Genomic DNA, 21,757 nt, shown 5'->3' with positions numbered 1-21,757 from the left:
GTCGTCAACCCGTCACGGGTACTCCAGCTGCGGTTGGCAGCTGCTCGGTGTGTTGCGGGTCGGTGCGGGTGGGTGTCAGGCGAGGTAGTCGTCGACGAGGCGGGCTGCCAGCGCGGTGTAGGTCTGCGGGGTGAGGTCGAGGAACCGCGCCTCGACGTCGGCGGGCAGGCCGAGGCCGCGGACGAACTCGCGCACCTCGTCACCGCCGACGCGTCGTCCGCGGGTCAGCTCCTTGAGCCGCTCGTAGGGCTCCTCCATGCCGGGGACGCCCTGGGCGCCGAGTGCCCGCATCGCCGACTGGATCGGCTCGCCGAGCACCTCCCAGTTGGCCTCGAGGTCGGCGGCCATGCGCTCGGGCACGGCGTCGAGGCCGGCAAGCCCCCGGGACACGTTGTCGACGGCGAGCAGGCTGTGCCCGAAGGCCGTCCCGATGTTGCGCTGCATCGAGGAGTCGGTGAGGTCGCGCTGGAGGCGGCTCTGCACGAGGGTCCCGCCGAGCACGTCGAGCAGGGCGTTGGAGACCTCGAGGTTGGCCTCGGCGTTCTCGAACCGGATCGGGTTGACCTTGTGCGGCATCGTGCTCGACCCGACGGTGCCCTGGCCGCGCACCTGGGCGAAGTAGCCCATCGAGATGTAGGTCCACACGTCGGTGCACAGGTTGTGCAGGATGCGGTTGAAGCGGGCGACGTCGGCGTAGAGCTCGGCCTGCCAGTCGTGGCTCTCGATCTGGGTCGTCAGCGGGTTCCACGTCAGGCCCAGGCCCTCGACGAACGACCGCGACACGGCCGGCCAGTCGACGTCGGGCAGGGCCAGGGCGTGGGCGCCGAACGTGCCCGTGGCGCCGTTGAACTTGCCGAGGTACTCCTGGCCGCCGATGCGGCGCAGCTGCCGGCCGAGGCGGTGGGCGAGGACGGCGAGCTCCTTGCCCATCGTCGTCGGGGTCGCCGGCTGGCCGTGCGTGTGGGCGAGCAGCGGGACGTCCTTGAGCTCGCGCGCCATCGCGGCCACCTGCTCGACGAGCGCCCGCGCCCGCGGCAGCCACACCTGCTCGACGGCGCCCTTGACCATGAGCGCGTAGGACAGGTTGTTGATGTCCTCGCTCGTGCAGCCGAAGTGGACCAGCTCGGCGAGCCCCCGGTCCTCGGCGGCCGGCGCGATGTCGGCGAGGCGGCGCTTGAGGAAGTACTCGACGGCCTTGACGTCGTGGACGGTGACCCGCTCGATCTCGGCGAGCTCGGCCACCTCGTCGGGACCGAAGTCCTCGACGACCGAGCGAAGCCGACGGGTCTCGTCGTCGCTCAGCTTGCGCACGCCGGGCACGACTCCGTGGCTCGTCTGGTGGATCAGCCACTCGACCTCGACCCGGACCCGCTCGCGGTTGAGCGCGGCCTCGGACAGGTGGTCGACGAGCGGTGCCACCGCGCCGCGGTAGCGGCCGTCGAGCGCGCCGAGGGCGATGGGCGGGGTCGCGTCAGCGAGGGAAGCCATGGCCCCCATCCTCCCAGAGCGGGAACCGTGCCCCGACCGCCGTCTCAGCCGATCCCGGCCTCGGCCGGGCGACATGCCAGCCGGGCGAGCGCGTCAGCCGGGCGACGCGTCGGGGGCGGACGCGTCGGGGGCGGACGCGTCGGTGCGCGGGGACGGCTCGGGCAGCTGCATGACCGAGAAGGTCTCGCCCTGCGCCCCGGCGACGACGGCCATCCGGCCGTACGGGCTGTCGAACGCCGGCTGCACGACGCTGCCCCCGAGGCTCGTGACCCGGGCGGCAGCGGCGTCGCAGTCCGCGACGGCGAAGTAGACCATCCAGTGCGAGGACACCTCGGCGGGCGCCTCTGCCGGGATGGCGCCGATGCCGGCGACCGGCTGACCGCTCTCCTCGATCGTGGCCACGGAGTAGCTGAACCCGCCCTCGCCGATCTCCTCGAGGCGGTAGCCGAGGACGTGGCTGTAGAAGGTCCGGCTGGCGGAGTAGTCGCGACTCATCGACTCGGCCCAGCACAGGGACCCCGGCTCGCCGACGAGGTCGGCGCCGGTGTGCGTGCGCGCCTGCCACAGCCCGTACGCGGCACCGGCCGGGTCGGCGCCGACGGCGATCCGGCCGACGTCGAGCACGTCGACCGGTCCGAGGAAGAAGATGCCCCCGGCCGCGAGCGCGAGCTCAGCCGTGGCGTCGACGTCGTCGGTCGCGAGGTAGACCGTCCACACGTCCCGCTGGCCGGGGTCCTGCGGGTCGCGCGCCATGAGACCGGCCACGACGTGGTCGTCCTTGCGCGCCATGACGTACCCGCCGGCCTCGGGCGGGAGGTCCTCGAACGTCCACCCGAACAGCGCGCCGTAGAAGTCGCGGGCACGGGCCACGTCACCGACCAGGACGTCGGCCCAGCACGGCGTTCCGGGGGCGAAGCTGTCCTCGTGGACGGGCACGGTCTTCCTCCTGCAGGTCGGTGGTCGAGGGGGCGTCAGTCGAGGTCGGGCACGAGGAGGGAGAAGACCTCTCCCTCGGGACCCGCCAGCACCGCCCCGAGGCCGTAGGGCCCGTCGAACGGTCCCTGCACCAGCCTCGCACCCAGCTCGACGGCGCGCGCGGCGGAGGACTCGACGTCGTGCGTCGCGAACGAGGCCACCCAGTGCGGCGGGATCTCGGTGGGCCACTCGGCATCGATCTCGGCCAGCCCGTAGGCCGGGTTGCCGTCACCGGTGTGCGCGGTCGACCACCGGGGCCCGCCCGGCTCCGTCTCGTCGGTGAACTCGTGGCCGAAGACGCCGAGGTGGAACCGCTGGACCCGGTCGTAGTCGCGGGTCAGCAGCTCGTTCCACGTCAGGGACCCGGGCTCGTCGAGCAGGCCGGACCCCGGCAGCTCGCCCGGCTCCCAGACGCCGAAGTACGCGCCGCCGGGATCCATGGCCACGAGGGTGCGGGACAGCGCGCCGAGGGGCACCGGCCGGCCGAGGACGCGTCCGCCGTGGGCCTGGACCGCCGTGGCGGCCACGTCGATGTCCCCCACACGCAGGTACGTCGTCCACTGGCTCGGCACGCGCGCGTTCGCCGGCTTGCGGCTCAGGCCCGCGACGGGCTGCCCGCCGAGGAGCGCCATCGTGTAGCCACCGGTGGCGGGGTCGCCGCTCAGCCACGTCCAGCCGAAGAGGTCGGCGTAGAACTGCTTGGCGTGGGGCACGTCGGTCGTCAGCAGGTCGACCCAGCAGGGCGACCCGTACGGGTAGTCGGGCACGGTCGGGCTCAGGTCTCGTGTCGGTCAGGTGAGGGGATGGGCGTGCTGGCTCGCCAGCGTGGCCCTGACATGGTCGAGGATGCCATGGCAGGCGGCCTCGACCTCGGCGAAGCACCGGGCGAAGTGCTCGTCGCCGCCGTACCAGGGGTCGCTCGTCTCCAGCGTGCCGGCCTCGACGGCGGCGGGGTCGAACTCGCGGACCAGCCGGATCTTGCGGCGGTTGGCGGATGTCCCGGCCAGCCGCTGGAGGGTGCGCACGTGCCCCTCGTCGGAGGCGAGCACGAGGTCCAGGTCGTCGAACTCCTCGGGGTCGAACTCGCGAGCCCGGTGGTGCGAGCCGTCGTAGCCGTGCTGGGCGAGGACGGCGACGGTGCGCGGGTCGGCGTGCTCCCCGACGTGCCAGTCACCCATGCCGCTCGAGCTGACCCGGACGTCGTCGGCCAGCCCCGCCTCCTCGACGAGGGACTGGAGGATGACGTGCCCCATCGGCGACCTGCAGATGTTGCCACTGCACACGAAGGTGACGTGGAGGGGGCGCGCGAGCATGCTGCCCATTGAACACCGCAGACTCGCGCCCGGTGCCCGAAGTGCGCAGATTGGCCCGCTTGTTCCGGAGGGCGGCTCGTGAGGGGCGCCGGGCCGGTTCGCGCGCTCCTGTGGCGGCCGCGCGGGGCTGCGTCGAGGCACTCACCGACCCGTGCGCGGCCGATGCCCGGCCCCCAGCCGACCTCACGCGCAGCGGCCGGATTCCCGCCGCGCCTCCACGACGTTTCGCGCGCTTCTGACGTGGGCGCGCAACATATCGCGCGCGCGGACACCGGATGGCGCGCCCCTGTCCTGCTCCACGCCACGGTTCGCGCGCTTCGCACAGAAGCGCGCGAAACATCTCCGGGGGTGGGGGTCGGGACGGTCTCCGGTGGCGCGTGCGGCGTGCTGTCGGTGGTCGGTGCCACGGTGTGGCCATGACGACGACCCGCCCCGCAGCCCAGGCTCCCGAGGACCTCGAGGCCCTTCTCGCCGCCGCCGTCGCCAGCGCCGACCTGGACGCGGTGGCCGCCCTTCACGCGCCCGACGCGGTCGTGAGCCTGCCGGGTGGGCGGGAGGCGGCGGGCCGCGACGCGGTACGCGCGGCGTACGCTGCGGCGCTCGATGCGGGGGCGCTCGTCGACACCGCGCTCGGTGCGGCCTCGACCCGCGCAGTCGTGTCCGGCGCGCTCGCGATGACGACCTCGACCTGGTTCGACGGCACGGTCCGCACGCAGGTGGCGCGCCGGGAGCCGGACGGCACGTGGGTGTGGACGCGGGACGGCTCCCGGCTGCGCGACATCGCCGCGTGCCTTCCGGTCGCCGGCACCGACACGTCGGTGGCGTAGCGTCGGGCGGGTGAGGGCAGGACCGGGGGAGCGCGGCACCGACGAGCACGAGGACCGTCGCCTGACCGACACGACCAGGAGCACCCCCACCCACGCGAACGCCGGCGGAGACGCCGCGGATGGCGACAGGGCAGGCATCGGGCTGATCAGTGGGCCGGACAGCGGGCCGGGCAGCGGCGCCGACCCCGGGGCAGGCCTGCCCGCGAGCCAGGACGTCGACCCCTCGGGCAGCGTTGGCCCACAGCATCGGTCGCACCTCGTCGACCTGACACCGCTGCGTGTCAGCCCGGCGTTCGCGCGCCTCTGGTTCGGCAACGCCCTCGCCGGCATCGGCACGTTCGTCACGAGCACCGCCGTCGGCCTGCACATCTACGACCTGACGCAGTCGACCTTCATGGTCTCGCTCGTCGCCTGGTTCTCTCTCGTCCCGATGGTCGTCGCGGGGCTCTACGGCGGGGCGGTCGCCGACCGGTTCGACCGGCGCACCGTGGCGATCACGGCATCGACCGTGGCCTGGGTCTCGACGGTCACGCTCGCGTCGGTGGCCTGGCTGCACCTCACCCACGTCTGGGTCTTCTACGTCATCACCACCGTCAACGCCGTGGCCGCGACGATCGCGTCGGCCACGCGCCAGGCGATCACGCCGCGACTGCTGCCGAGAGAGATGCTGCCGAAGGCCGCCGCGCTCATGGGCATCTCGGCCGGTGTCATGGTGACGGTCGGGCCGGGCCTCGCGGGCGTTCTCGTCGCACGGGCCGGCTACGCCTGGACCTACACCGTCGACGTCGTCCTCTTCCTCGCCGGGTTCTTCGGCCTGTGGACGCTGCCGCGGATCCGGCCCGAGGGTGACCGGCCGGTCGTCGGCGGCATCGGGTCGGTCCTCGAGGGACTCGCGCACCTGCGCCGGGCGCCGAACGTCCGCATGAGCTTCGTCGTCGACATCATCGCCATGACGTTCGGCCAGCCGATAGTGCTCTTCCCGGCCGTCGGTGCCGTCGTCATCGGTGGTGGCTCCGTGACCGCCGGCCTGCTGCTCGCGTCCTTCGCCGTCGGCGGCATCGTGTCGAGCCTCGGCTCCGGACGGGTCACCGGCCTGCGCTGGCAGGGCGTGGCGATCCGCAACGCCATCGTCGTCTACGGACTCGCGGTGCTCGGCCTCGGCCTGGTGCTCGCGACGACGACGCTCGGTGGGCACGCGGTGGCCTCGCGCGACTTCGGCGACGTCGACCGGCTCGCCCTGACGCTCGCGATGCTGTGCCTCGCGGTCGCCGGTGGTGCCGACAACGTCAGCGCGATCTTCCGGCAGTCGATCCTGCAGTCCGCCGTGCCGGACCACCTGCGCGGCAGAACCCAGGGCGTCTTCACCGTCGTCGTCACCGGCGGGCCGCGCCTCGGGCAGATGTTCGCGGGCACGCTCGCGACGCTGACGGCCACGTGGGTGCCGCCCGTCGTCGGCGGGGTCCTCGTCGTCGCCCTCGTCGTCCTCGCCGTGGCGCGGGTCCGCTCGTTCCGCGAGTACGACGCGCTCGACCCACGCCCCTGACCGACGCGCGCCCCGGAGCGATACGACGTCGGCCCAGACGTGCGCCGTCTCCGCAGGAGTGCGCCCTTGCCCCAGGGATGCGCCGTGCACGGCGCATCCCTGGGCAAGGCGCGCACTCCCGGGGTCGACGCGCACTCCTGGGACGGACCGCGTCGGCCCGTCGCTTGTACCGGGTCAGCCGAGGAGCTCGTCGAGGCGGGCTCCGACCCGAGCCACGAGGTGCGGTGCGTCCGGCGCCGTCACGGGGTCGGCGACGACGGTGACGCCGAGGCGCCCGGCGTACGAGAGCACGTCGAAGGTCGCCGTCGTGTTGCCCGGGGTGACCGCCACCGGGATGATGCGGCTCACCTCGCAGCCGCCGAGCCGGACGCTCTGCGCGGGCCCCCGGACGTTGGTGACGAACGTGGTGACGAGCCGCTGGCGCTCGATGAACCACCGGAAGAGGCCGACTCGCGCGAGGAACCTGAACACCAGTCCGAGCGGAGCCGCCGACGCAGCTCGCGGCCGGTTGCGCTGAGCGAGGGACTGGGCGTGCACCCGTTCGAGGCGCGCTCGCGCGTCGGCTCCCGTGCCGGGCACCCGGAACGGCACGACGCCGCTCGCGTTGCCGAGGTCGCGGGCGGTGGTGCTCGGGCGCGCGGAGTACGGGACCGAGACGACGATCTCGTCAGCGCCTTCGCCGCGCCCCTCCAGCACGTCGACCAGAGCTCCCGCCACGGCGACCAGGACGAGGTCGTTCACGGTGGCCCCGAGACGGTGGGCCGCCGACAGCACCAGGTCGAGTGGACGGTCCACGACGCCGATCCGACGCGTCGGACCGGTCGGCCGGTTGAGCGAGGTCCGCGCGACGAGCCGCGGAGGCCGGGCGCCGACGCCGAGGTCGCGCAGCCCCGACGCCGTGACGCGGATGCGCCGTGCCAGCCTGCCGACGAGCCCACGCATCACGGTCCGACGCATCCGCGAAGCGGCCGTCAGGTCGTGCCGGGACGGCCACGGTGCGCGCCGGCCCGCACCGGTCTCGCTTCCCGTGCCACCCCCCGCGGCGCCCGTCGGGACGCTCGTCGAGGCACTGGGCAAGGGGTTCGTCGACGCGCTCGCCGGTGTCGCGGCCGTCGACGGTGTCGCGACGGCCGGGTCGGCGAGGGACTGAAGGACCGCCACCCCTCCGATCCCGTCGGCGAGGACGTGGTGCGCGACGATGACGAGGGCATTGCGGCCCGGTCCGACGCCGGTCACCCAGTGTGCGGCCCACAGCGGGCGGTCCCGCGGCAGCGGACGGCAGACGACGTCGGCGGCGAGCTCGAGCAGCCCCGCGAACCCGTCGACCGCATGCACCTCCAGGTGGCGTCGCACGTCGAACTGCTCGTCGTCGCTCCAGTACGGGCGTGCGAGCCCGGCCGCGTCGCCGTGCAACCGCTGGCGCAGTCGCGGCACCCCCGCGACACGTTCGTCGAGGAGCCGTGCGACCGTAGCCGCGTCGACACCAGGGCCGCCACCGGTCGGCGGCTCGACGACGAGGGCCGCGGCGATGTGCATCGGGACAGGGCCACGGTCGGTGACGAGCGTCGTGAGGTCGTTCGCGCTCAGCCGGTCCACGCGGACCGCGGCGCGGTCACCGCGTCGATGACGACGACCCACCCCTCCACGGTAGGCACGAGGGCGGCGTCGGGACGTGGGATCGCCGCCGGCGTGAGGCAGCAGACACGGTGCCGGCGCGGGGGGCGCGCGGGTCAGCCGGCGCTGTCCGGGTAACCGGTCGGGTTGGCCTGCTGCCAGCGCCACGTGTCGACGCACATGTCGTCGACGGTGCGGGTCGCGCGCCAGCCGAGCTCCTCGTTGGCCTTGGTCGGGTCGGCGAAGGACACGGCGACGTCACCGGCCCGGCGTGGGACGACGCGATAGGGCAGCTCACGATCGACCGCCCGCTCGAACGCGTGGAGCATCTCGAGCACCGACGTGCCCTGCCCCGTGCCGAGGTTCCAGACGCCGACCGGCTCGTCCATCGTGCCGAGCCGGGCCAGGGCGGCGAGGTGGCCGGCGGCGAGGTCCTCGACGTGGATGTAGTCGCGCAGGCCGGTTCCGTCGGGGGTCGGGTAGTCGTCGCCGTAGACCTGCAGGTACTCGCGGCGTCCGACGGCGACCTGGGAGATGTAGGGCACGAGGTTGTTCGGGATGCCCTGCGGGTCCTCGCCGATGGTGCCGCTGACATGGGCGCCCACCGGGTTGAAGTACCGCAGCAGCGCGAACCGCATCGACGGGTGGGCCACGGCGACGTCGCGCAGGATCTGCTCCTGCATGACCTTGGTCCAGCCGTACGGGTTGGTCGCCGACGTCGACCGGTCCTCGGTGGCGGCCTCCTGGTCGAGGCCGTACACGGTGGCCGAGGAGGAGAAGACGAGCTTGTCGACGCCGTGGCGTCGCATGGCGCGGACGAGCGAGAACGTCGAGCCGAGGTTGTTCTCGTAGTACTCGAGCGGCAGCTCGACGCTCTCACCGACGGCCTTGAGCCCGGCGAAGTGGATGACGGCGTCGATGTGCTCGTGGGCGAAGAGGTGCTCGGTCTTGTCGACGTCGGTGAGGTCGAAGGCGTGGACCGGCAGGTGTGTGTCGGTCAGGGCCTCGAGGCGGTTGACGACGGCCGGCTTGCTGTTGGCGAAGTTGTCGACGATGAGGACCTCGTGCCCGGCGGCGACGAGCTGGACCACGGTGTGCGAGCCGATGTAGCCGGCGCCGCCACTGACGAGTACGCGCATGCGGTCACCCTACCGAGCCGGTCGAGCCGCCCTCCCGAGCCGACCGAGCCGACCGAGCCGACCGAGCCGACCGAGCCGCCTCAGACGAGCGCGAAACCCGCGATGGCGAGCGCGTACAGCCCGAGCGGCGCCGCGACGAGCGCCACGGCGGCCGCGTACATCCCGCCCCCGACGACCTCCGCCGGCAGGCCCGCGATGCGGTCGGCGTCGAGCAGCTCGATGCGGGTCCTGGCCACCGGCGCGTTCTCACGGATCGCCATCGCGCCCAACGGTTTCGGGCCGTCGGCCATCGCGACGATCGCCCGGCCCGTGGTGACCGGGCCCGTGCGGCGAACCGCTGCGCGGTCGGCGAGCACCTCGATGAGCAGGTGCACCTCGTGCAGCGCGGCGTCGGAGCGCAGGAACCGCGGTACCGCCTCGTGGACCACGGTGAAGAACTCCATGACGAGGTCGTGCCGCGCGGTGAGGTGCGCGCGCTCGTGCGCGAGGACCGCGTCGAGCTCCTCGGGTGCCAGCCGCGCGAGCGTGCCCTGGGTCAGGACCACCCGGCGCCGGACGCCCGGGACGCAGTAGGCAGTGGGCGTCGCGTGCTCGAGGACGCGCATGTCGCGGTCGGGGCCCTCACCGGCCGCGCCGAGCAGGTCGACGAGGTCGCGGTGCCGCCGCCGGGCCGCCCGCAGCTGGCGTCCGATGCGGTCGCCGGCGACGAGCAGCCGGCCGGCGACGACGGCACTCAGGGCGCCGGCGACGGCGACGACGGGCCACGTGTCGGCGAGCCGCGCGCGGTGACCGAGGAGCGCCGGCAGCGCGGCGGGAGCGGCCAGCAGCGCGGCGATGACGGCGGCGACGGCCGTCGCCTGCCACAGCGCCAGCGCGGCACGCGGCGCCCGACGCAGCACCGTGACGCGGGACAGCAGCCGCGGCACCGGCCACGCCAGCAGCGCCGCGAGCACCACGAGCGTGCCGACGACGACCATGGGTCAGGCGCTTCGGGGTTTCGGCCCGGGACCGCGGCGCGCCTCGAGCTCGGCGAGGGCGGCCTTGAGCTCGTCGAGCTCCTCCGGCGTCGACTCGTCGAGGAAGTGCAGGAGGGCGCTGCGGCGGGTCTCGCCGGCCAGCTCGCCGAGGGTGTGGTGCAGCGACTCGGACGTCAGCTCCTCACGCGTCGACGCGGGCGTGTAGCGCCAGGCGCGTCCGTCGCGCTCGCGCGTGACGAGGTCCTTCTTGGCCATCCGGTCGAGGACGGTCATGAGCGTCGTGTAGGCCAGGCCCCGCTCGACGCCGATCTCGTCGTGGACGTCGCGGACGGTGAGGCCGCCCGGGTTCGACTCCGCGGTGTTCCAGAGGTGCTCCATGACGGCGCGCTCGAGCTCGCCGAGGCGGTTGCGGGGAGTGTTGGGCATGGTCGTTCCAATCTACCGGCGCTCGCCGGATCCGGACCCGCGGCCGTCGTCGCCGGTCGCGGTGCTGGGTGGCATCGTGCCCGATGCCGGGTGGTGCAGGGCGACGACCCGGTCGAACAGGTCGGTCCCTTCGTCACGGTGGGTCACCATGACGAGCGTCTGGCGAGCCTCTGCCGCGCCGGTCAGGTCGGCGAGCACGGCGCGCGCGGTCGGTGGGTCGAGGTGGGCCACCGGCTCGTCGAGCAGGACGAGCGGGCGGCGGCTGACGTGGGCTCGCGCGATGCCGAGCCGGGCCCGTTCGCCCCCGGACAGACCGCGTCCGGACGCCCCGAGAGTGGTGTCGAGCCCGTCCGGCAGGTCGGCGAGGAGCCCGCCGAGGCCGGCGGCGTCCAGGGCAGCCTCGACCTCGGCGTCGGACGCGTCCGGACGGGCGAGCGTCAGGTTGTTGCGCAGCGTCGTGGCGAAGACGTGGGGCTCGTCGTCGACGACCGCGATGCGCGACCGCGCGGCCTCGAGCGGGACGCCGAGCGCGTCGCTGCCGTCGAGCGCATAGCTGCCGCCCGACGGGTCGAGGTGCCGGGCGAGGACGGCGAGCAGGGTCGACTTGCCGGTGCCGTTCGGTCCGGTGACGACGACGCGGCTGCCGGGCCGCAGGTCGAGGTCGAGCGGGCCGAGGTCGGTGCGGCGGCCCGTCCACGACGCCGTGAGGCCGCGCACGTCGACGGCGACGCCCCCGGCCGCGGAGAGGTGGTCGGCAGCGTCGGCGTCGGACCCCCCGGTGACGGCGTCGGGGACCGCGTCTGCGGCCGGGTCGACGACGGCGGGGTCGCTGTCGAGGAGCGCGTCGATGCGCGCCTCGCTGCCACGTGCGCGGGCGAGGGCACGCATCGCGTCGACGAGCGGCGTGATGGCCTCCGACACCGCGACGGGGGTCAGGACGAGGAGGGCCTTGACGGGCGTGGCGACATCAAGGCCCCGGGCGATGACGGCGGTGGCGGCCACGGCGGCGCCCACGCCGACGAGGAACAGCGCTGCGGCTGTGGCACGACCCAGGCTGATGCGGCGCGTGACCTGCTCGAGGGTGCGGTGGGCGTCGTCGAGCCACCCGAGCGCCGTGTCCCAACCGCCGACCGCGCGCAGCTCCCGGGACTGCGTGGCCATCAGCTCGCTGACCCGCGCGACCTCGGCGCAGGCCGCGAGCAGGTCCGGGAGGGAACGGGACTCGAGGGCGAGCGCGACGGCGCACACGACACCGACGACGACCGCGAGGGCCAGCAGCACGAGGCCCACGGGCAGGGCGACCGCCGCGACGACCGCGATGACGAGGCCACCGGCCAGGACGGTCGAGATGACCGGCACGGTGACCCGCACCTGCGCGTCGACGGCGTCGGTGAGGTCCTCGACGACGCCGGTCAGGACGTCCGCCCGGCGGCGTCGGCCCAGCCGCGCGGGGGTCAGCGGCACGAGGCGGGCGTAGGCGTCGGTGCGTCGTTCGGCCAGCAGCCGCAGCGCCGCGTCGTGGCTGACGAGCCGCTCGGCGTAGCGGAACACCGGTCGCGCGATCCCGAGGGCGCGCACCATGACGATCGCCGTGAGCAGCGTGAGGACGACGGGCCGCTCGGCGGCGCGGACGATCAGCCAGCCGGACGTCGCCGTGAGCGCCATGCCCGAGGCGGTGGCGACGCCCCCGAGGAGGCCCCCGCGGACCGTGCCGGCAGACGGCCACGAGACGCCGCGCCGCCGGGTGGCGGTGGTGGCAGCGGTGGCGGGATGCGCGACGCCCCCTGGGGGACGTGACTCGGGCCGCGAGGTGGCGGTGGGGGTCACCGGGTCGCCTCCTTCGCGGGACCGGGGGTGGTTCGGGCGGGCGCACGGCCGTGGCGCGAGAGGACGACGTGGTGGTCGGCCCGGCGCACGAGCTCGTCGCGGTGGGTCACGACGACGACGACGCGACGCTCGGCCAGCTCGGCGACGACGTCCGCGAGGGACTCGGCGCCGGCGGCGTCCACGTGGGCGGTCGGCTCGTCGAGGAGGAGGACGGTCTCCGGGGCGAGCCAGGCCCGGGCGAGGGCGAGGCGCTGACGCTGGCCGGCGGACAGGCCGAAGCCGTCGTCCCCGAGCGAGGCCGACAGGCCGCCCGGCAGCGCTGCGACGACGCCGTCGACGCCGACGGTGCGCAGGGCGTGCCACAGCTGCTCGTCGGTGGCCGGGTGCCCGATGGTCAGGGCGGCCCGGACCGACCCGGTGGGCAGGAACGGACGCTGCGTCAGGTAGTGCGACGGCGGTGCGGAGACGGTGCCCGTCGTCGGCGTGCGCAGTCCGGCGAGGAGGTCGAGCAGCGTCGACTTGCCGGCACCGGACTCACCGGTGACGACGGTGAGCCCGGGTCCGGCGACGAGGTCGAGGTCCTCGACGACGGGGGAGGACGCGGGCCCGTAGGCGTAGGTCAGCCGGGAGGCCCGCACCTCTCCCGCACGCCCGGCCACCCCGCGGCTTCCGGCACCGAACGACTCGTTCGGTCCCAAGGAGGGGGAGGGGGTGGCGGAGGTGGCCAGCTCGGCGAGGAGGGCGTCGAGGGCGGCGGCGCCGTCGGCGGCGGCATGGAACTCGGCGCCGACCCGTCGCACGGGCCAGTACGCCTCCGGGGCGAGGAGGATCGCGACGAGGGCCGGGCCGAGGGCCATCGACCCGTTCGACAGGCGCAGCCCGACGGTCACGGCGACGATCGCCACGGAGATCGTCGCGAGCAGCTCGAGGGCGGCCGAGGACAGGAACGCGATGCGGAGGGTCTCCATCGTCGCGCGGCGGTGCCGGTCGCTGACCTCGCGCACCGTCTCGACCTGGCGCCGCGCGCGACCGTAGGACACGAGCGTCGGCAGGCCACGGACGACGTCGAGGAAGTGGCCCGCGAGCGCGGCCAGTGCCGCCCAGCGCCGCTCGGTCGTGTCGGCGGTGGCGCGGCCGATGAGCGCGGCGAACAGCGGCAGCAGCGGCAGCGTCAGCGCGACGACGAGCGCGCTCGGCCAGTCGACGACGACGAGGGTGCCGAGGGCGACGACCGGAACGAACGCGGCGGTGACGAGCGTCGGCAGGTACCTCGACGCGTACGGCTCGACCGCGCTCGTGCCCGCGGTGGCGAGCGCCACGGCACGGCCGGGCTCGGGCGCCGTGTCGGCGTCGACCCGGCCCCAGTGGCGCAGCAGCGCGGAGCGCAGCGCCGACGACACCGCCACGCCGGCCCACGCCGCGACGGCCTCGTTGCCGGCGGCGAGCCCGGCGCGCACGAGGAACAGCGCGCCGAGCCAGGTCAGCGGGCCGACGAGCCCGGACCCGTCGACGACGCCGACGACGACGGCCGACAGGGCGAAGGCGGTGGCGATCGTCGCGACGCCGCTCGCGACGCCCAAGGCGCCGAGGGCGAGGGCGGGCCTCCGGGCGGCGGGGACCACCCGGAGCAGCCGTGGGTCGAAGGGTCTCACGTCGTCGGCCCCTCAGGTACCGCTGGGAACGAGCGGAGCGTCCTCGGGAATGTGCTTGGTGGTCAAGCGCTTCCGGAACACCCAGTACGTCCAGCCTTGGTAGAGCAGGACGATCGGCGTGAAGACGAGCGCGACGATCGTCATGACCTTGAGCGTGTAGTCGGTGCTCGACGCGTTGTCGACGGTCAGGTTGAACGCCGGGTCGGTCGTCGAGGGCATGACGTTCGGGAACAGCACGAGGAAGTACGTCGCGACCGCCATGGCGATCGTCGTCGCCGTGCCGACGAACGCCCACCCCTCGCGTCCGGCGCGGTTGGCCGCCAGCGCGCCGAGCAGCGCCACCGCCGCCACGACCGTCGTGGCCCACGAGGCGACCTTGCCGTCGGTCACACCCAGCCACAGCAGCAGCACGACCGCCGCCCCCGCGGCGACGCCACCGACCCGCTGGGCGATGACGCGTGCCTCGTGGCGGATCTGCCCGTCGGTCTTCAGCGCCACGAAGATCGCGCCGTGGGTGAGGAACAGCGCCACGAAGACGATCCCGCCGAGCAGGCCCATCGGGTTGAGCAGGGTGAGGACGGTGCCGGTGAACTCCTTGTGCGCGTCGATCGGTACGCCGCGCACGATGTTCGTCAGCGCGACGCCCCACAGGAGGGCGGGCACGAGCGAGCCCCAGAAGATCGCCTGGTCCCAGCGTGCCTTCCACCGGGCGTCGTCACGCTTGTGCCGGTACTCGAACCCGAGGTTGCGCACGATGAGCGCGACGAGGATGACGAGCAGCGGCAGGTAGAAGCCGCTGAAGAGCGTGGCGTACCAGTGCGGGAAGGCCGCGAACGTCGCGCCACCGGCGGTCAGCACCCAGACCTCGTTGCCGTCCCACACCGGCCCGATGGTGTTGAGCAGGACGCGCCGGCGCTTCTGCGCGTCGGCCGCGTCGGACGCGTACCGCCGACCCCCCAGCACCGGTAGGAGCATGCCGACGCCGAAGTCGAAGCCCTCGAGGACGAGGTAGCCGGTCCAGAGGATGCCGAGGACGATGAACCAGAAGGTTGCGAGGTCCATGGGTGGTCACGCGCCTTTCAGTAGGCGAAGACGAGGGGTGCGTCCTCGTCCCGCTCGCTCGGGTCCGGAGGCTGCTCGAACGGCTCGGCACCCTTTCGGACGTAGTGGAGGAAGAGCTTGACCTCGACGACGGCCAGCGCTCCGTACAGGAGGGTGAAGACGACCATCGAGGTGAGGACCTCGCCGACGGACACACCCGGCGACACGCCGTGGGCGGTCGTCATGAGGCCGAAGACGACCCACGGCTGGCGACCGACCTCGGTGAAGATCCAGCCGAAGCTGTTCGCGAACACCGGCAGGAGCGGTGCCGCGATGCCCAGCCACACGAGCCAGCGCTGGGTCGGGGTGCGGCCCCTGCGGGTCAGCCACAGGACGGCGAGGGCGATGAGGGCCGTGGCGACGCCGAGCCCGATCATGAGACGGAACGTCCAGTACGTGGTCGGGATGTTGGGCGCATAGGCGGTGGCCGCGTCGGCGACGAGCGGGTCGCCGGAGGCCCCGTACCGCTGGGCGTACTCGGCCTTGAGGTCGTTGATGCCCTGGACGGCACCGTCGAACGAGCCGGTGGCCAGGAAGCTGAGCAGGCCGGGAACCTCGATGACGGCGTTGGCGTGCGAGCCGTCGAGGGAGCCGACCGACAGCACCGAGAAGGGCGCGCCCTGACCGGCCGGGACCGAGTCGTAGAGCGCCTCCGCGGCGGCCATCTTCATCGGCTGGACCTCGGTCATGATCTTGCCCTGGACGTCACCGGACAGGGCGACGCCCGCCGCCGCGACGAGGCAGAACACGGCGGCCAGACGCGTCGCGCGCCGGTACATCCCGGCGTCCGAGCCGCCGGCCCCGGCCACCGCGGCCACCGTGGCCACTGCGGCCACACCGGCGGCCCGGCGTGCCTCGCGTCGCATCAGCCACAGCGAGACACCCATGACGACACCGGCGCCGGTCATGTAAGCCGACAGCACGACGTGCGGGAAGGTGACGAGCTGCACCTTGTTCGTCAGGACCGCGAAGAAGTCGGTCAGCTCGGCGCGCCCGCTCTGGGGGTTGAACCGGAAGCCGACCGGGTGCTGCATGAACGAGTTGGCGGCGAGGATGAAGTACGCCGACAGCACGGTGCCGACGTGGACGACCCACATCGTCGCGGCGTGCAGCTTCTCGGGGAGGCGACCGCGGCCGAAGATCCACAGGCCGAGGAAGGTCGACTCGAGGAAGAAGGCGAGCAACGCCTCGATCGCGAGCGGCGCGCCGAAGATGTCACCGACGAAGCGCGAGTAGTCGCTCCAGTTCATCCCGAACTGGAACTCCTGCACGATGCCGGTCACGAGCCCGAGCGCGAAGTTGATGAGGAAGAGCTTGCCGAAGAAGGAGGCGAGCCGCATCCACTGCTCGTCGCGGGTGCGAACCCACAGCGTGTTGAAGACGGCGACGACGAGGGACATGCCGATGGTGATCGGCACGAAGAGGAAGTGGTAGACGGTGGTGATGGCGAACTGCCACCTGGCCAGGTCTGTGGCATCCATGGAGGCTCCCGACACGGAGAGACTGGCGAACTACATGACGTAGTAGAGGATACGACACCCTGTAGTACTACAGCACGTCGGGGAGGTGTTCGGCGTGTGAGGCGCGCCACGCCCGGCCGCACCGGCGAGGATGGGCCGCGTGGATGCACGCACGGTGACGGTGGACGGTTCCGGCGGTGGCGGACTCGTGCGCGTCGACCTCGACGCGGCCGCCCCGCCCTTCGAGCAGGTGCGCGTCGGCCTCGCCGACCTCATCACGAGCGGGCGGCTCCTGCCAGGCGACCGCCTTCCCACCGTCCGTGGGCTGGCCACCGAGCTCGGCGTCGCCGCCGGCACCGTCGCCCGCGCCGTCAAGCAGCTCGAGGCCGCGGGTCTCGTCGTCACCGGTCGACGCGCCGGCACGACGGTCGCGACCGGGGCGCACGCCGGCGAGGTCGCCCTGGAGGCGCTCGCCGCACGGTTCGTCGCGGGCGTGCGCGACGCTGGGTTCGGCGAGGCGGACGCGCTCGACGCGGTGCGCCGTGCCTTCCGGCCCCCGGCCTCAGGCTGACCCGACGCCGGACTCCGTGGGCGTCAGCCTCGCCACGGCGATGGTGCGGCCCGCCTTCGTCTCGTAGTCGGCGAAGAACGGGTGGGTGGCGACGATGACGTCGTTCCACGCCGCGTCTCGCGAGGCGCCACGCAGCACCTCCACGGCGACCTCGTGGCGCTCGCGGCCCACCTCGATCGTCGCCGACGTGGCCGCACGCAGGTTGCGGATCCACTGCGGCTCGGCGTGCTGCCCGCCGGCGGAGGCCGCCAGGTAGTAGGCGCCGTCGCGGAGCACGTACCCGACGGGCACCGTGTGCGGCACGCCGGTCCTGCGGCCCGCCACGGTGAGCAGCAGGACGCGGCTGCCGCCCTTGGCCGTACCGCCGAGCCGGCCCCCGGTGCGCCGGTACACCCAGACGGCGACGGTGCTGCCGACCTTCCACAGACGCTGGCCGATCGATGCCATCGGGACCTCGCTCGCTCGCCGGCGTCCGGGCCGACCCGGACGCCCTCGCCTGAGTGAAGCACCGGTCGGGCCCTTCTCGGGACCGAATCGCGCGGAGGCCGACCCGTCGGCGGGGCGGTGGCAGCGGGCGCGTCAGGCCCTGGGACGCTCGTCGACGATCCGGCGGGCCTTGCCGATCGACCGCTCGATCGACCCCGGCGCGCGGACCTCGACGCGGCACGTCACCCCGACGTGCGTCTTGACCGCGTGCTCGAGGCGGCGCGCGACCTCAAGGGTCGCGTCCTCCGACAGGCGCTCGAGGGGCTCGACGAGAACCGTCAGCTCGACCATCCGGCCCGGCTGGCTCAGGACGCACTGGAAGTACGGCGAGAGCTCCGGCTCGGCGAGGACGTGCTCCTCGATCTGGGTCGGGAACACGTTGACCCCACGGATGATCATCATGTCGTCGGTGCGACCGGTCACCTTGGCCATGCGCCGCATCGAGGGCACGGCGGTGCCCGGGAGCAGCCGGGTCAGGTCGCGGGTCCGGTAGCGCAGCACCGGCATCGCCTCCTTGGTCAGCGACGTGAGGACGAGCTCGCCGAGCTCACCGTCGGGCAGCACCTCCTCGGTGACCGGGTCGATGACCTCGGGGTAGAAGTGGTCCTCCCACACGTGCAGGCCGTCCTTCGTCGTGGCCGCCTCCTGCGCCACGCCCGGCCCCATGACCTCCGACAGGCCGTAGATGTCGACGGCGTCCATGCCGGTGCGTCGCTCGATCTCTTGGCGCATCGACTCGGTCCACGGCTCGGCGCCGAAGATGCCGACCTGCAGGCTCGTCGCGGAGGGGTCGAGACCGGCGCGTTCCATCTCGTCGAGGAGGGACAGGAAGTAGCTCGGCGTCACCATGATGACCCGCGGGCCGAAGTCCTGGATGAGCTGGACCTGTCGCTCGGTCATGCCGCCGCTGACCGGCACGACGGTGGCCCCGAGCCGCTCGACGCCGTAGTGCGCGCCCAGGCCGCCCGTGAACAGCCCGTAGCCGTACGCGACGTGGACGACGTCGCCCGGGTGGCCGCCCGCCAGCCGGATCGAGCGGGCCATGAGGTCGGCCCACGTGTCGACGTCGCGCCGCGTGTAGCCGACGACGGTCGGGCGGCCGGTCGTGCCCGAGCTGGCGTGGATGCGGACGACGTGCTCGCGCGGCACCGCGAACATCCCGAACGGGTAGTTGGCGCGCAGGTCCGCCTTGGTCGTGAACGGCAGGTGCCGCAGGTCCGCCAGCCCTCGCACGTCATCCGGGTGAACGTCCTTGTCCTCCAACGCCTTCCGGTAGTGCGAGACGTTGTCGTACGCCCGCCGCACCGTCGCCTGCAGGCGCTCGAGCTGGAGCGTGCGCAGCTCGTCGACCGACAGCGTCGGGATCTCGTGGTCCGGCAGGGCGGGCCGACGCCCCGGTGACTCCGTCGTCATGCCGCCCATTGTCACCCACCCCCGAACCGCAACACACCGAGCAGCTGCCAACCCGTCACGGGTACTCCGTGCGGAGCTGGCTGCTGCTCGGTGTGTTGCGGGGTGACGTGGCGTCCGGGCTGGGCGGACGCGCCGCGGCCGGGTCGGTGACGCGTCAGGCGCCGGCGTCGTCGTGGGAGTCCGCGCGCATCCGCTTGAGGAAGGTGCGGGTGCGATCGTGCTGCGGGTTGCCGATGACGTCCTTGGGCGCCCCCTCCTCGACGACGACACCGCCGTCCATGAACACGACGTGGTCGGCGACGTCCCGGGCGAAGCCCATCTCGTGCGTCACGACGATCATCGTCATGCCGTCGCGGGCGAGCTCGCGCATGACCCGGAGCACGTCGCCGACCAGCTCGGGGTCGAGGGCCGAGGTGGGCTCGTCGAAGAGCATGAGCTTCGGCTCCATGGCGAGCGCCCGCGCGATCGCGACGCGCTGCTGCTGGCCGCCCGACAGCTGCGCCGGGTAGGACCCGGCCTTGTCGGCCAGGCCCACCTGCTCGAGCAGCTGCTGGGCCCGCCCGCGCGCCGCCTTCTTGCCGACGCCCTTGACCTGGACCGGGGCCTCGATGACGTTCTCGAGGGCCGTCATGTGCGGGAAGAGGTTGAAGCGCTGGAACACCATGCCGATCTCGCGGCGCTGCGCGGCCACCTGCTTGTCGGTCAGGTGGTGCAGGTGGCCGTTCTCCTCGCGGAAGCCCACGAGGTCGCCGTCGACCCAGATGCGGCCGCCGTCGATCTGCTCGAGCTGGTTGATGCAGCGCAGGAACGTCGTCTTGCCCGACCCCGACGGGCCGAGGAGGCAGACGACCTCGCCGCGGTGGACGTCGAGGTCGATGCCCTTGAGCACCTCGTTGCCGTGGAAGCTCTTCAGGACGTTGAGCGCCCGGACGAGCGGCTGCTCCTCGTCGGTGCCCGGACGCCGCCGCCCCGGCCCCCTCGACGCGCCGGTGGTCGTGGTCGTGTCTGGCATCACGCGCCTCCCGCCCCGGCCGGTCGAGCGAACCGCCTGTTGCTCGGGGCGCCGAAGCCGCGCCCGAAGCGTCGCTCGAGGAAGTACTGGCCGACCATGAGCACCGACCCGACGACGAGGTACCACGCGGTGACGGCGACGAACGCCGGCATGATGAGCAGCGTCCGGTTGCCGATCGCGCTCGTCTGGTAGAAGAGCTCGGTGATGACCGGGATCGCCGACAGCAGCGAGGTGTCCTTGACCATCGCGATGGTCTCGTTGCCGGTCGGCGGCACGATGACGCGCATCGCCTGGGGCAGGACGATCCGCCGCATCGCCTGGCCTCGGCTCATGCCGAGCGCGGCCGCCGCCTCGTTCTGGCCCTGGTCGACCGACAGGATCCCGGCGCGGGCGATCTCGGCCATGTAGGCGGCCTCGGACAGGCCCAGGCCGATGATGCCGGCGAGGAGCGTGCTCGAGAACTGGTTGACGTTGAGCGTGAAGAACGTGAAGCTGCGGTCCAGGCCCATGAGCGAGGCGAGCTGCTCGCCGAACGGCACCCCGAAGTCGATGTGGCTGTAGAGGTAGCCGAGGCCGCTGCCGATCATCGCGAGGAGCACGAGACGCGGGATGCCGCGGAAGAACCACGTGTAGACGAAGGAGACGCCGCGCAGCACCGGGTTGGGCGACAGGCGCAGGATCGCGACGAGCACGCCGCCGACCACACCGATGACCATCGCGCCGACGGTGCCGATGATCGTGCCCTTCCAGAGCCCCTCGAGGACGGGCGACTGGTTCATGATCTCGAGCGCCTTGGGGAAGTTCCAGCGGTCGTTGGTCAGGAACGAGCTGATGAGCATCGCGAGCAGCACGAGGATGACGACGAGCGCCACCCACCGGCCGGGGTGGGGCACGGGCCGCGCGTCGATGATGCCGGGGCGGTCCCCGGCCGCGGGTGCGGCCGGGGACGAGCCCGTCGTGGTGCCGGTGGTCTCGCTCACGGGTTCAGGGCGAAGTCGTCGATGGCGCCGGCCTCGACCGAGTACTTCTTCAGGGCGGCCTCGTAGCTGCCGTCGGCCTTGGTGGCCTTGAGGGCCTCGACGAGGAGGTTGGCGAAGTCGGTCTGGTCCTTGGGGACGACGAATCCGTAGGGGGCCGAGTCGTAGATGTCGCCGAGCGGCTCGAGCTGGCCCGTCGTCTTGACGGCGTAGAGGCCGACCGGCGAGTCGGCGAGCATCGCGACGGTCTTGCCGCTGACGACGTCGGACGTCACCTGGTTCTGGCCCTCCTGGATGACCATGGTGATGGCCGGCTTGCCGGCGTCGGTGCACTTCTTGCTGCGGGCGGCGAGATCGTCGGCCTGGACGGTGCCCTTCTGGGCACCGACGCTCTTGCCGCAGACGTCGTCCATGGTGACCTTCTCGGGGTTGCCCTTGGCGACGACCCACTGGGTGCCGGCCTTGTAGTAGCTCACCATGTTGACCTGCTTCTTGCGGTCGGGGTTGATGGTGAAGCTCGAGACGCCGATGTCGTACTTGCCGCTCGTGACGCCGAGGATGATCGTGGGGAAGCCAGCCGGCTGCCACTCGGTCTTGAGGCCGAGCTTGGCGGCCACGGCGTTGAAGACGTCGACGTCGAAGCCCTCGACCGTCTTGCCGTCGGAGCCGAGCATCTCGTTCGGCGCGTACGTCGGGTCGGTGCCGACGGTGATGACGCCCTTGCTCTTGAGGGCTGCGGGCACCTTGGCGGCGAGGGCCTGGTCGACGCCGCCACCGGCCGGCGTCGTGGCGGGGCCGCCGGCCGCGGAACCGCCGCTGCCGGGGTTGGTCGACAGTGAGTTCGACCCGCAGGCGGACAGCGAGAGGCCGACGGCGACGAGGCCGGTGGCGGCGATGAGGGACATGCGGCGCATGCGTGTGGGGTCCTTCCGGGCGTTGCATCGGTCAGGCAGGCG

General features: G+C 73.0%; 20 protein-coding genes. 3 read left to right on the top strand and 17 right to left on the bottom strand.

Annotated elements, in window-relative coordinates; genetic code table 11:
• Positions 1-75: 75 nt before the first annotated feature.
• The 4 genes from purB to ACPYOM_RS02335 form a co-directional block, all read right to left on the bottom strand.
• Entirely contained in the window at positions 76-1,488 is a 1,413-nt protein-coding gene (gene purB / locus ACPYOM_RS02350) for an adenylosuccinate lyase (protein WP_481344748.1), read from the bottom strand.
• 93 nt (positions 1,489-1,581) lie between these two features.
• Positions 1,582-2,424, bottom strand: coding sequence for a VOC family protein (locus tag ACPYOM_RS02345; RefSeq protein WP_481344747.1), 843 nt, complete (start codon positions 2,422-2,424; stop codon positions 1,582-1,584).
• Positions 2,425-2,459: 35 nt separating this feature from the next.
• Positions 2,460-3,230, bottom strand: a complete 771-nt coding sequence (locus ACPYOM_RS02340) for a VOC family protein (protein ID WP_481344746.1) — start codon at positions 3,228-3,230, stop codon at positions 2,460-2,462.
• A gap of 24 nt (positions 3,231-3,254) precedes the next feature.
• Complete coding sequence (locus ACPYOM_RS02335) at positions 3,255-3,776, bottom strand: low molecular weight protein-tyrosine-phosphatase (RefSeq protein WP_481344745.1); 522 nt, start codon at positions 3,774-3,776, stop codon at positions 3,255-3,257.
• Positions 3,777-4,192: 416 nt separating this feature from the next.
• Here ACPYOM_RS02335 and ACPYOM_RS02330 point away from each other — a divergent pair, with 416 nt between their 5' ends.
• Positions 4,193-4,603 carry a nuclear transport factor 2 family protein gene (locus ACPYOM_RS02330; protein WP_481341399.1) on the top strand — a complete coding sequence of 137 codons (411 nt, stop codon included), beginning with the start codon at positions 4,193-4,195 and terminating at the stop codon, positions 4,601-4,603.
• A gap of 196 nt (positions 4,604-4,799) precedes the next feature.
• On the top strand, positions 4,800-6,146 hold the full coding sequence (locus ACPYOM_RS02325; RefSeq protein WP_481344761.1) for an MFS transporter: 1,347 nt from the start codon (positions 4,800-4,802) through the stop codon (positions 6,144-6,146).
• 174 nt (positions 6,147-6,320) lie between these two features.
• On the opposite strand, the gene ACPYOM_RS02320 is transcribed toward ACPYOM_RS02325, so the two are convergent.
• The 8 genes from ACPYOM_RS02320 to ACPYOM_RS02285 all read right to left on the bottom strand — a co-directional run bounded on the left by ACPYOM_RS02320 (position 6,321) and on the right by ACPYOM_RS02285 (position 16,363).
• Entirely contained in the window at positions 6,321-7,784 is a 1,464-nt protein-coding gene (locus tag ACPYOM_RS02320; protein WP_481344744.1) for a wax ester/triacylglycerol synthase domain-containing protein, read from the bottom strand.
• A gap of 92 nt (positions 7,785-7,876) precedes the next feature.
• Positions 7,877-8,899: a UDP-glucose 4-epimerase GalE gene (gene galE / locus ACPYOM_RS02315; protein ID WP_481344743.1), complete on the bottom strand. Its 1,023-nt coding sequence runs from the start codon at positions 8,897-8,899 to the stop codon at positions 7,877-7,879.
• Between the two features lie 80 nt (positions 8,900-8,979).
• A complete protein-coding gene (locus tag ACPYOM_RS02310; RefSeq protein ID WP_481344742.1) occupies positions 8,980-9,876 on the bottom strand; it encodes a M56 family metallopeptidase in 897 nt (298 codons plus the stop codon).
• Positions 9,877-9,879: 3 nt separating this feature from the next.
• Positions 9,880-10,302 carry a BlaI/MecI/CopY family transcriptional regulator gene (locus ACPYOM_RS02305; RefSeq protein WP_481341403.1) on the bottom strand — a complete coding sequence of 141 codons (423 nt, stop codon included), beginning with the start codon at positions 10,300-10,302 and terminating at the stop codon, positions 9,880-9,882.
• Between the two features lie 12 nt (positions 10,303-10,314).
• On the bottom strand, positions 10,315-12,129 hold the full coding sequence (cydC, locus tag ACPYOM_RS02300; protein ID WP_481344741.1) for a thiol reductant ABC exporter subunit CydC: 1,815 nt from the start codon (positions 12,127-12,129) through the stop codon (positions 10,315-10,317).
• Positions 12,126-13,781 carry a thiol reductant ABC exporter subunit CydD gene (gene cydD, locus ACPYOM_RS02295; RefSeq protein ID WP_481344740.1) on the bottom strand — a complete coding sequence of 552 codons (1,656 nt, stop codon included), beginning with the start codon at positions 13,779-13,781 and terminating at the stop codon, positions 12,126-12,128. Before cydD ends, cydC begins: the two co-directional genes overlap by 4 nt.
• Positions 13,782-13,793: 12 nt before the next feature.
• A complete protein-coding gene (gene cydB / locus ACPYOM_RS02290) occupies positions 13,794-14,843 on the bottom strand; it encodes a cytochrome d ubiquinol oxidase subunit II (RefSeq protein ID WP_481344739.1) in 1,050 nt (349 codons plus the stop codon).
• 17 nt (positions 14,844-14,860) lie between these two features.
• A complete protein-coding gene (locus tag ACPYOM_RS02285) occupies positions 14,861-16,363 on the bottom strand; it encodes a cytochrome ubiquinol oxidase subunit I (RefSeq protein WP_481344738.1) in 1,503 nt (500 codons plus the stop codon).
• A 139-nt stretch (positions 16,364-16,502) separates the two neighbouring features.
• On the opposite strand from ACPYOM_RS02285, the gene ACPYOM_RS02280 reads away from it, so the two are divergent.
• The gene (locus ACPYOM_RS02280; protein ID WP_481344737.1) at positions 16,503-16,913 is read left to right on the top strand and encodes a GntR family transcriptional regulator; all 411 of its coding nucleotides are present in this window, start codon (positions 16,503-16,505) and stop codon (positions 16,911-16,913) included.
• On the opposite strand, the gene ACPYOM_RS02275 is transcribed toward ACPYOM_RS02280, so the two are convergent.
• From ACPYOM_RS02275 to ACPYOM_RS02255, 5 genes are all read right to left on the bottom strand, one after another.
• Positions 16,905-17,360: a nitroreductase/quinone reductase family protein gene (locus tag ACPYOM_RS02275; protein WP_481343650.1), complete on the bottom strand. Its 456-nt coding sequence runs from the start codon at positions 17,358-17,360 to the stop codon at positions 16,905-16,907. The two genes, ACPYOM_RS02280 and ACPYOM_RS02275, sit on opposite strands and share 9 nt — an antisense overlap.
• A gap of 132 nt (positions 17,361-17,492) precedes the next feature.
• Positions 17,493-18,812 carry a phenylacetate--CoA ligase PaaK gene (gene paaK / locus ACPYOM_RS02270; protein WP_481344736.1) on the bottom strand — a complete coding sequence of 440 codons (1,320 nt, stop codon included), beginning with the start codon at positions 18,810-18,812 and terminating at the stop codon, positions 17,493-17,495.
• 154 nt (positions 18,813-18,966) lie between these two features.
• On the bottom strand, positions 18,967-19,824 hold the full coding sequence (locus tag ACPYOM_RS02265) for an amino acid ABC transporter ATP-binding protein (protein ID WP_481344735.1): 858 nt from the start codon (positions 19,822-19,824) through the stop codon (positions 18,967-18,969).
• Positions 19,824-20,804 (bottom strand): amino acid ABC transporter permease, encoded by a 981-nt coding sequence (locus tag ACPYOM_RS02260; RefSeq protein WP_481344734.1) that lies wholly within the window; start codon positions 20,802-20,804, stop codon positions 19,824-19,826. The genes ACPYOM_RS02265 and ACPYOM_RS02260 overlap by 1 nt, the downstream gene beginning before the upstream one ends.
• Positions 20,801-21,715, bottom strand: a complete 915-nt coding sequence (locus tag ACPYOM_RS02255; protein WP_481344733.1) for an ABC transporter substrate-binding protein — start codon at positions 21,713-21,715, stop codon at positions 20,801-20,803. Before ACPYOM_RS02255 ends, ACPYOM_RS02260 begins: the two co-directional genes overlap by 4 nt.
• Positions 21,716-21,757: the final 42 nt, after the last annotated feature.

The sequence above is a fragment of the Monashia sp. HAY1-2A genome (assembly GCF_056755315.1).
This window is presented reverse-complemented; position numbering and strand designations above follow the sequence as displayed.

Bases quoted from the DNA above. Each gene is read 5' to 3' on its own strand.
- purB (WP_481344748.1), bottom strand. From the start codon at position 1,488: ATGGCTTCCCTCGCTGACGCGACCCCGCCCATCGCCCTCGGCGCGCTC.
- ACPYOM_RS02335 (WP_481344745.1), bottom strand. From the start codon at position 3,776: ATGCTCGCGCGCCCCCTCCACGTCACCTTCGTGTGCAGTGGCAACATC.
- ACPYOM_RS02330 (WP_481341399.1), top strand. From the start codon at position 4,193: ATGACGACGACCCGCCCCGCAGCCCAGGCTCCCGAGGACCTCGAGGCC.
- galE (WP_481344743.1), bottom strand. From the start codon at position 8,899: ATGCGCGTACTCGTCAGTGGCGGCGCCGGCTACATCGGCTCGCACACC.
- ACPYOM_RS02310 (WP_481344742.1), bottom strand. From the start codon at position 9,876: ATGGTCGTCGTCGGCACGCTCGTGGTGCTCGCGGCGCTGCTGGCGTGG.
- ACPYOM_RS02305 (WP_481341403.1), bottom strand. From the start codon at position 10,302: ATGCCCAACACTCCCCGCAACCGCCTCGGCGAGCTCGAGCGCGCCGTC.
- cydB (WP_481344739.1), bottom strand. From the start codon at position 14,843: ATGGACCTCGCAACCTTCTGGTTCATCGTCCTCGGCATCCTCTGGACC.
- ACPYOM_RS02285 (WP_481344738.1), bottom strand. From the start codon at position 16,363: ATGGATGCCACAGACCTGGCCAGGTGGCAGTTCGCCATCACCACCGTC.
- ACPYOM_RS02275 (WP_481343650.1), bottom strand. From the start codon at position 17,360: ATGGCATCGATCGGCCAGCGTCTGTGGAAGGTCGGCAGCACCGTCGCC.
- paaK (WP_481344736.1), bottom strand. From the start codon at position 18,812: ATGACGACGGAGTCACCGGGGCGTCGGCCCGCCCTGCCGGACCACGAG.
- ACPYOM_RS02265 (WP_481344735.1), bottom strand. From the start codon at position 19,824: ATGCCAGACACGACCACGACCACCGGCGCGTCGAGGGGGCCGGGGCGG.
- ACPYOM_RS02255 (WP_481344733.1), bottom strand. From the start codon at position 21,715: ATGCGCCGCATGTCCCTCATCGCCGCCACCGGCCTCGTCGCCGTCGGC.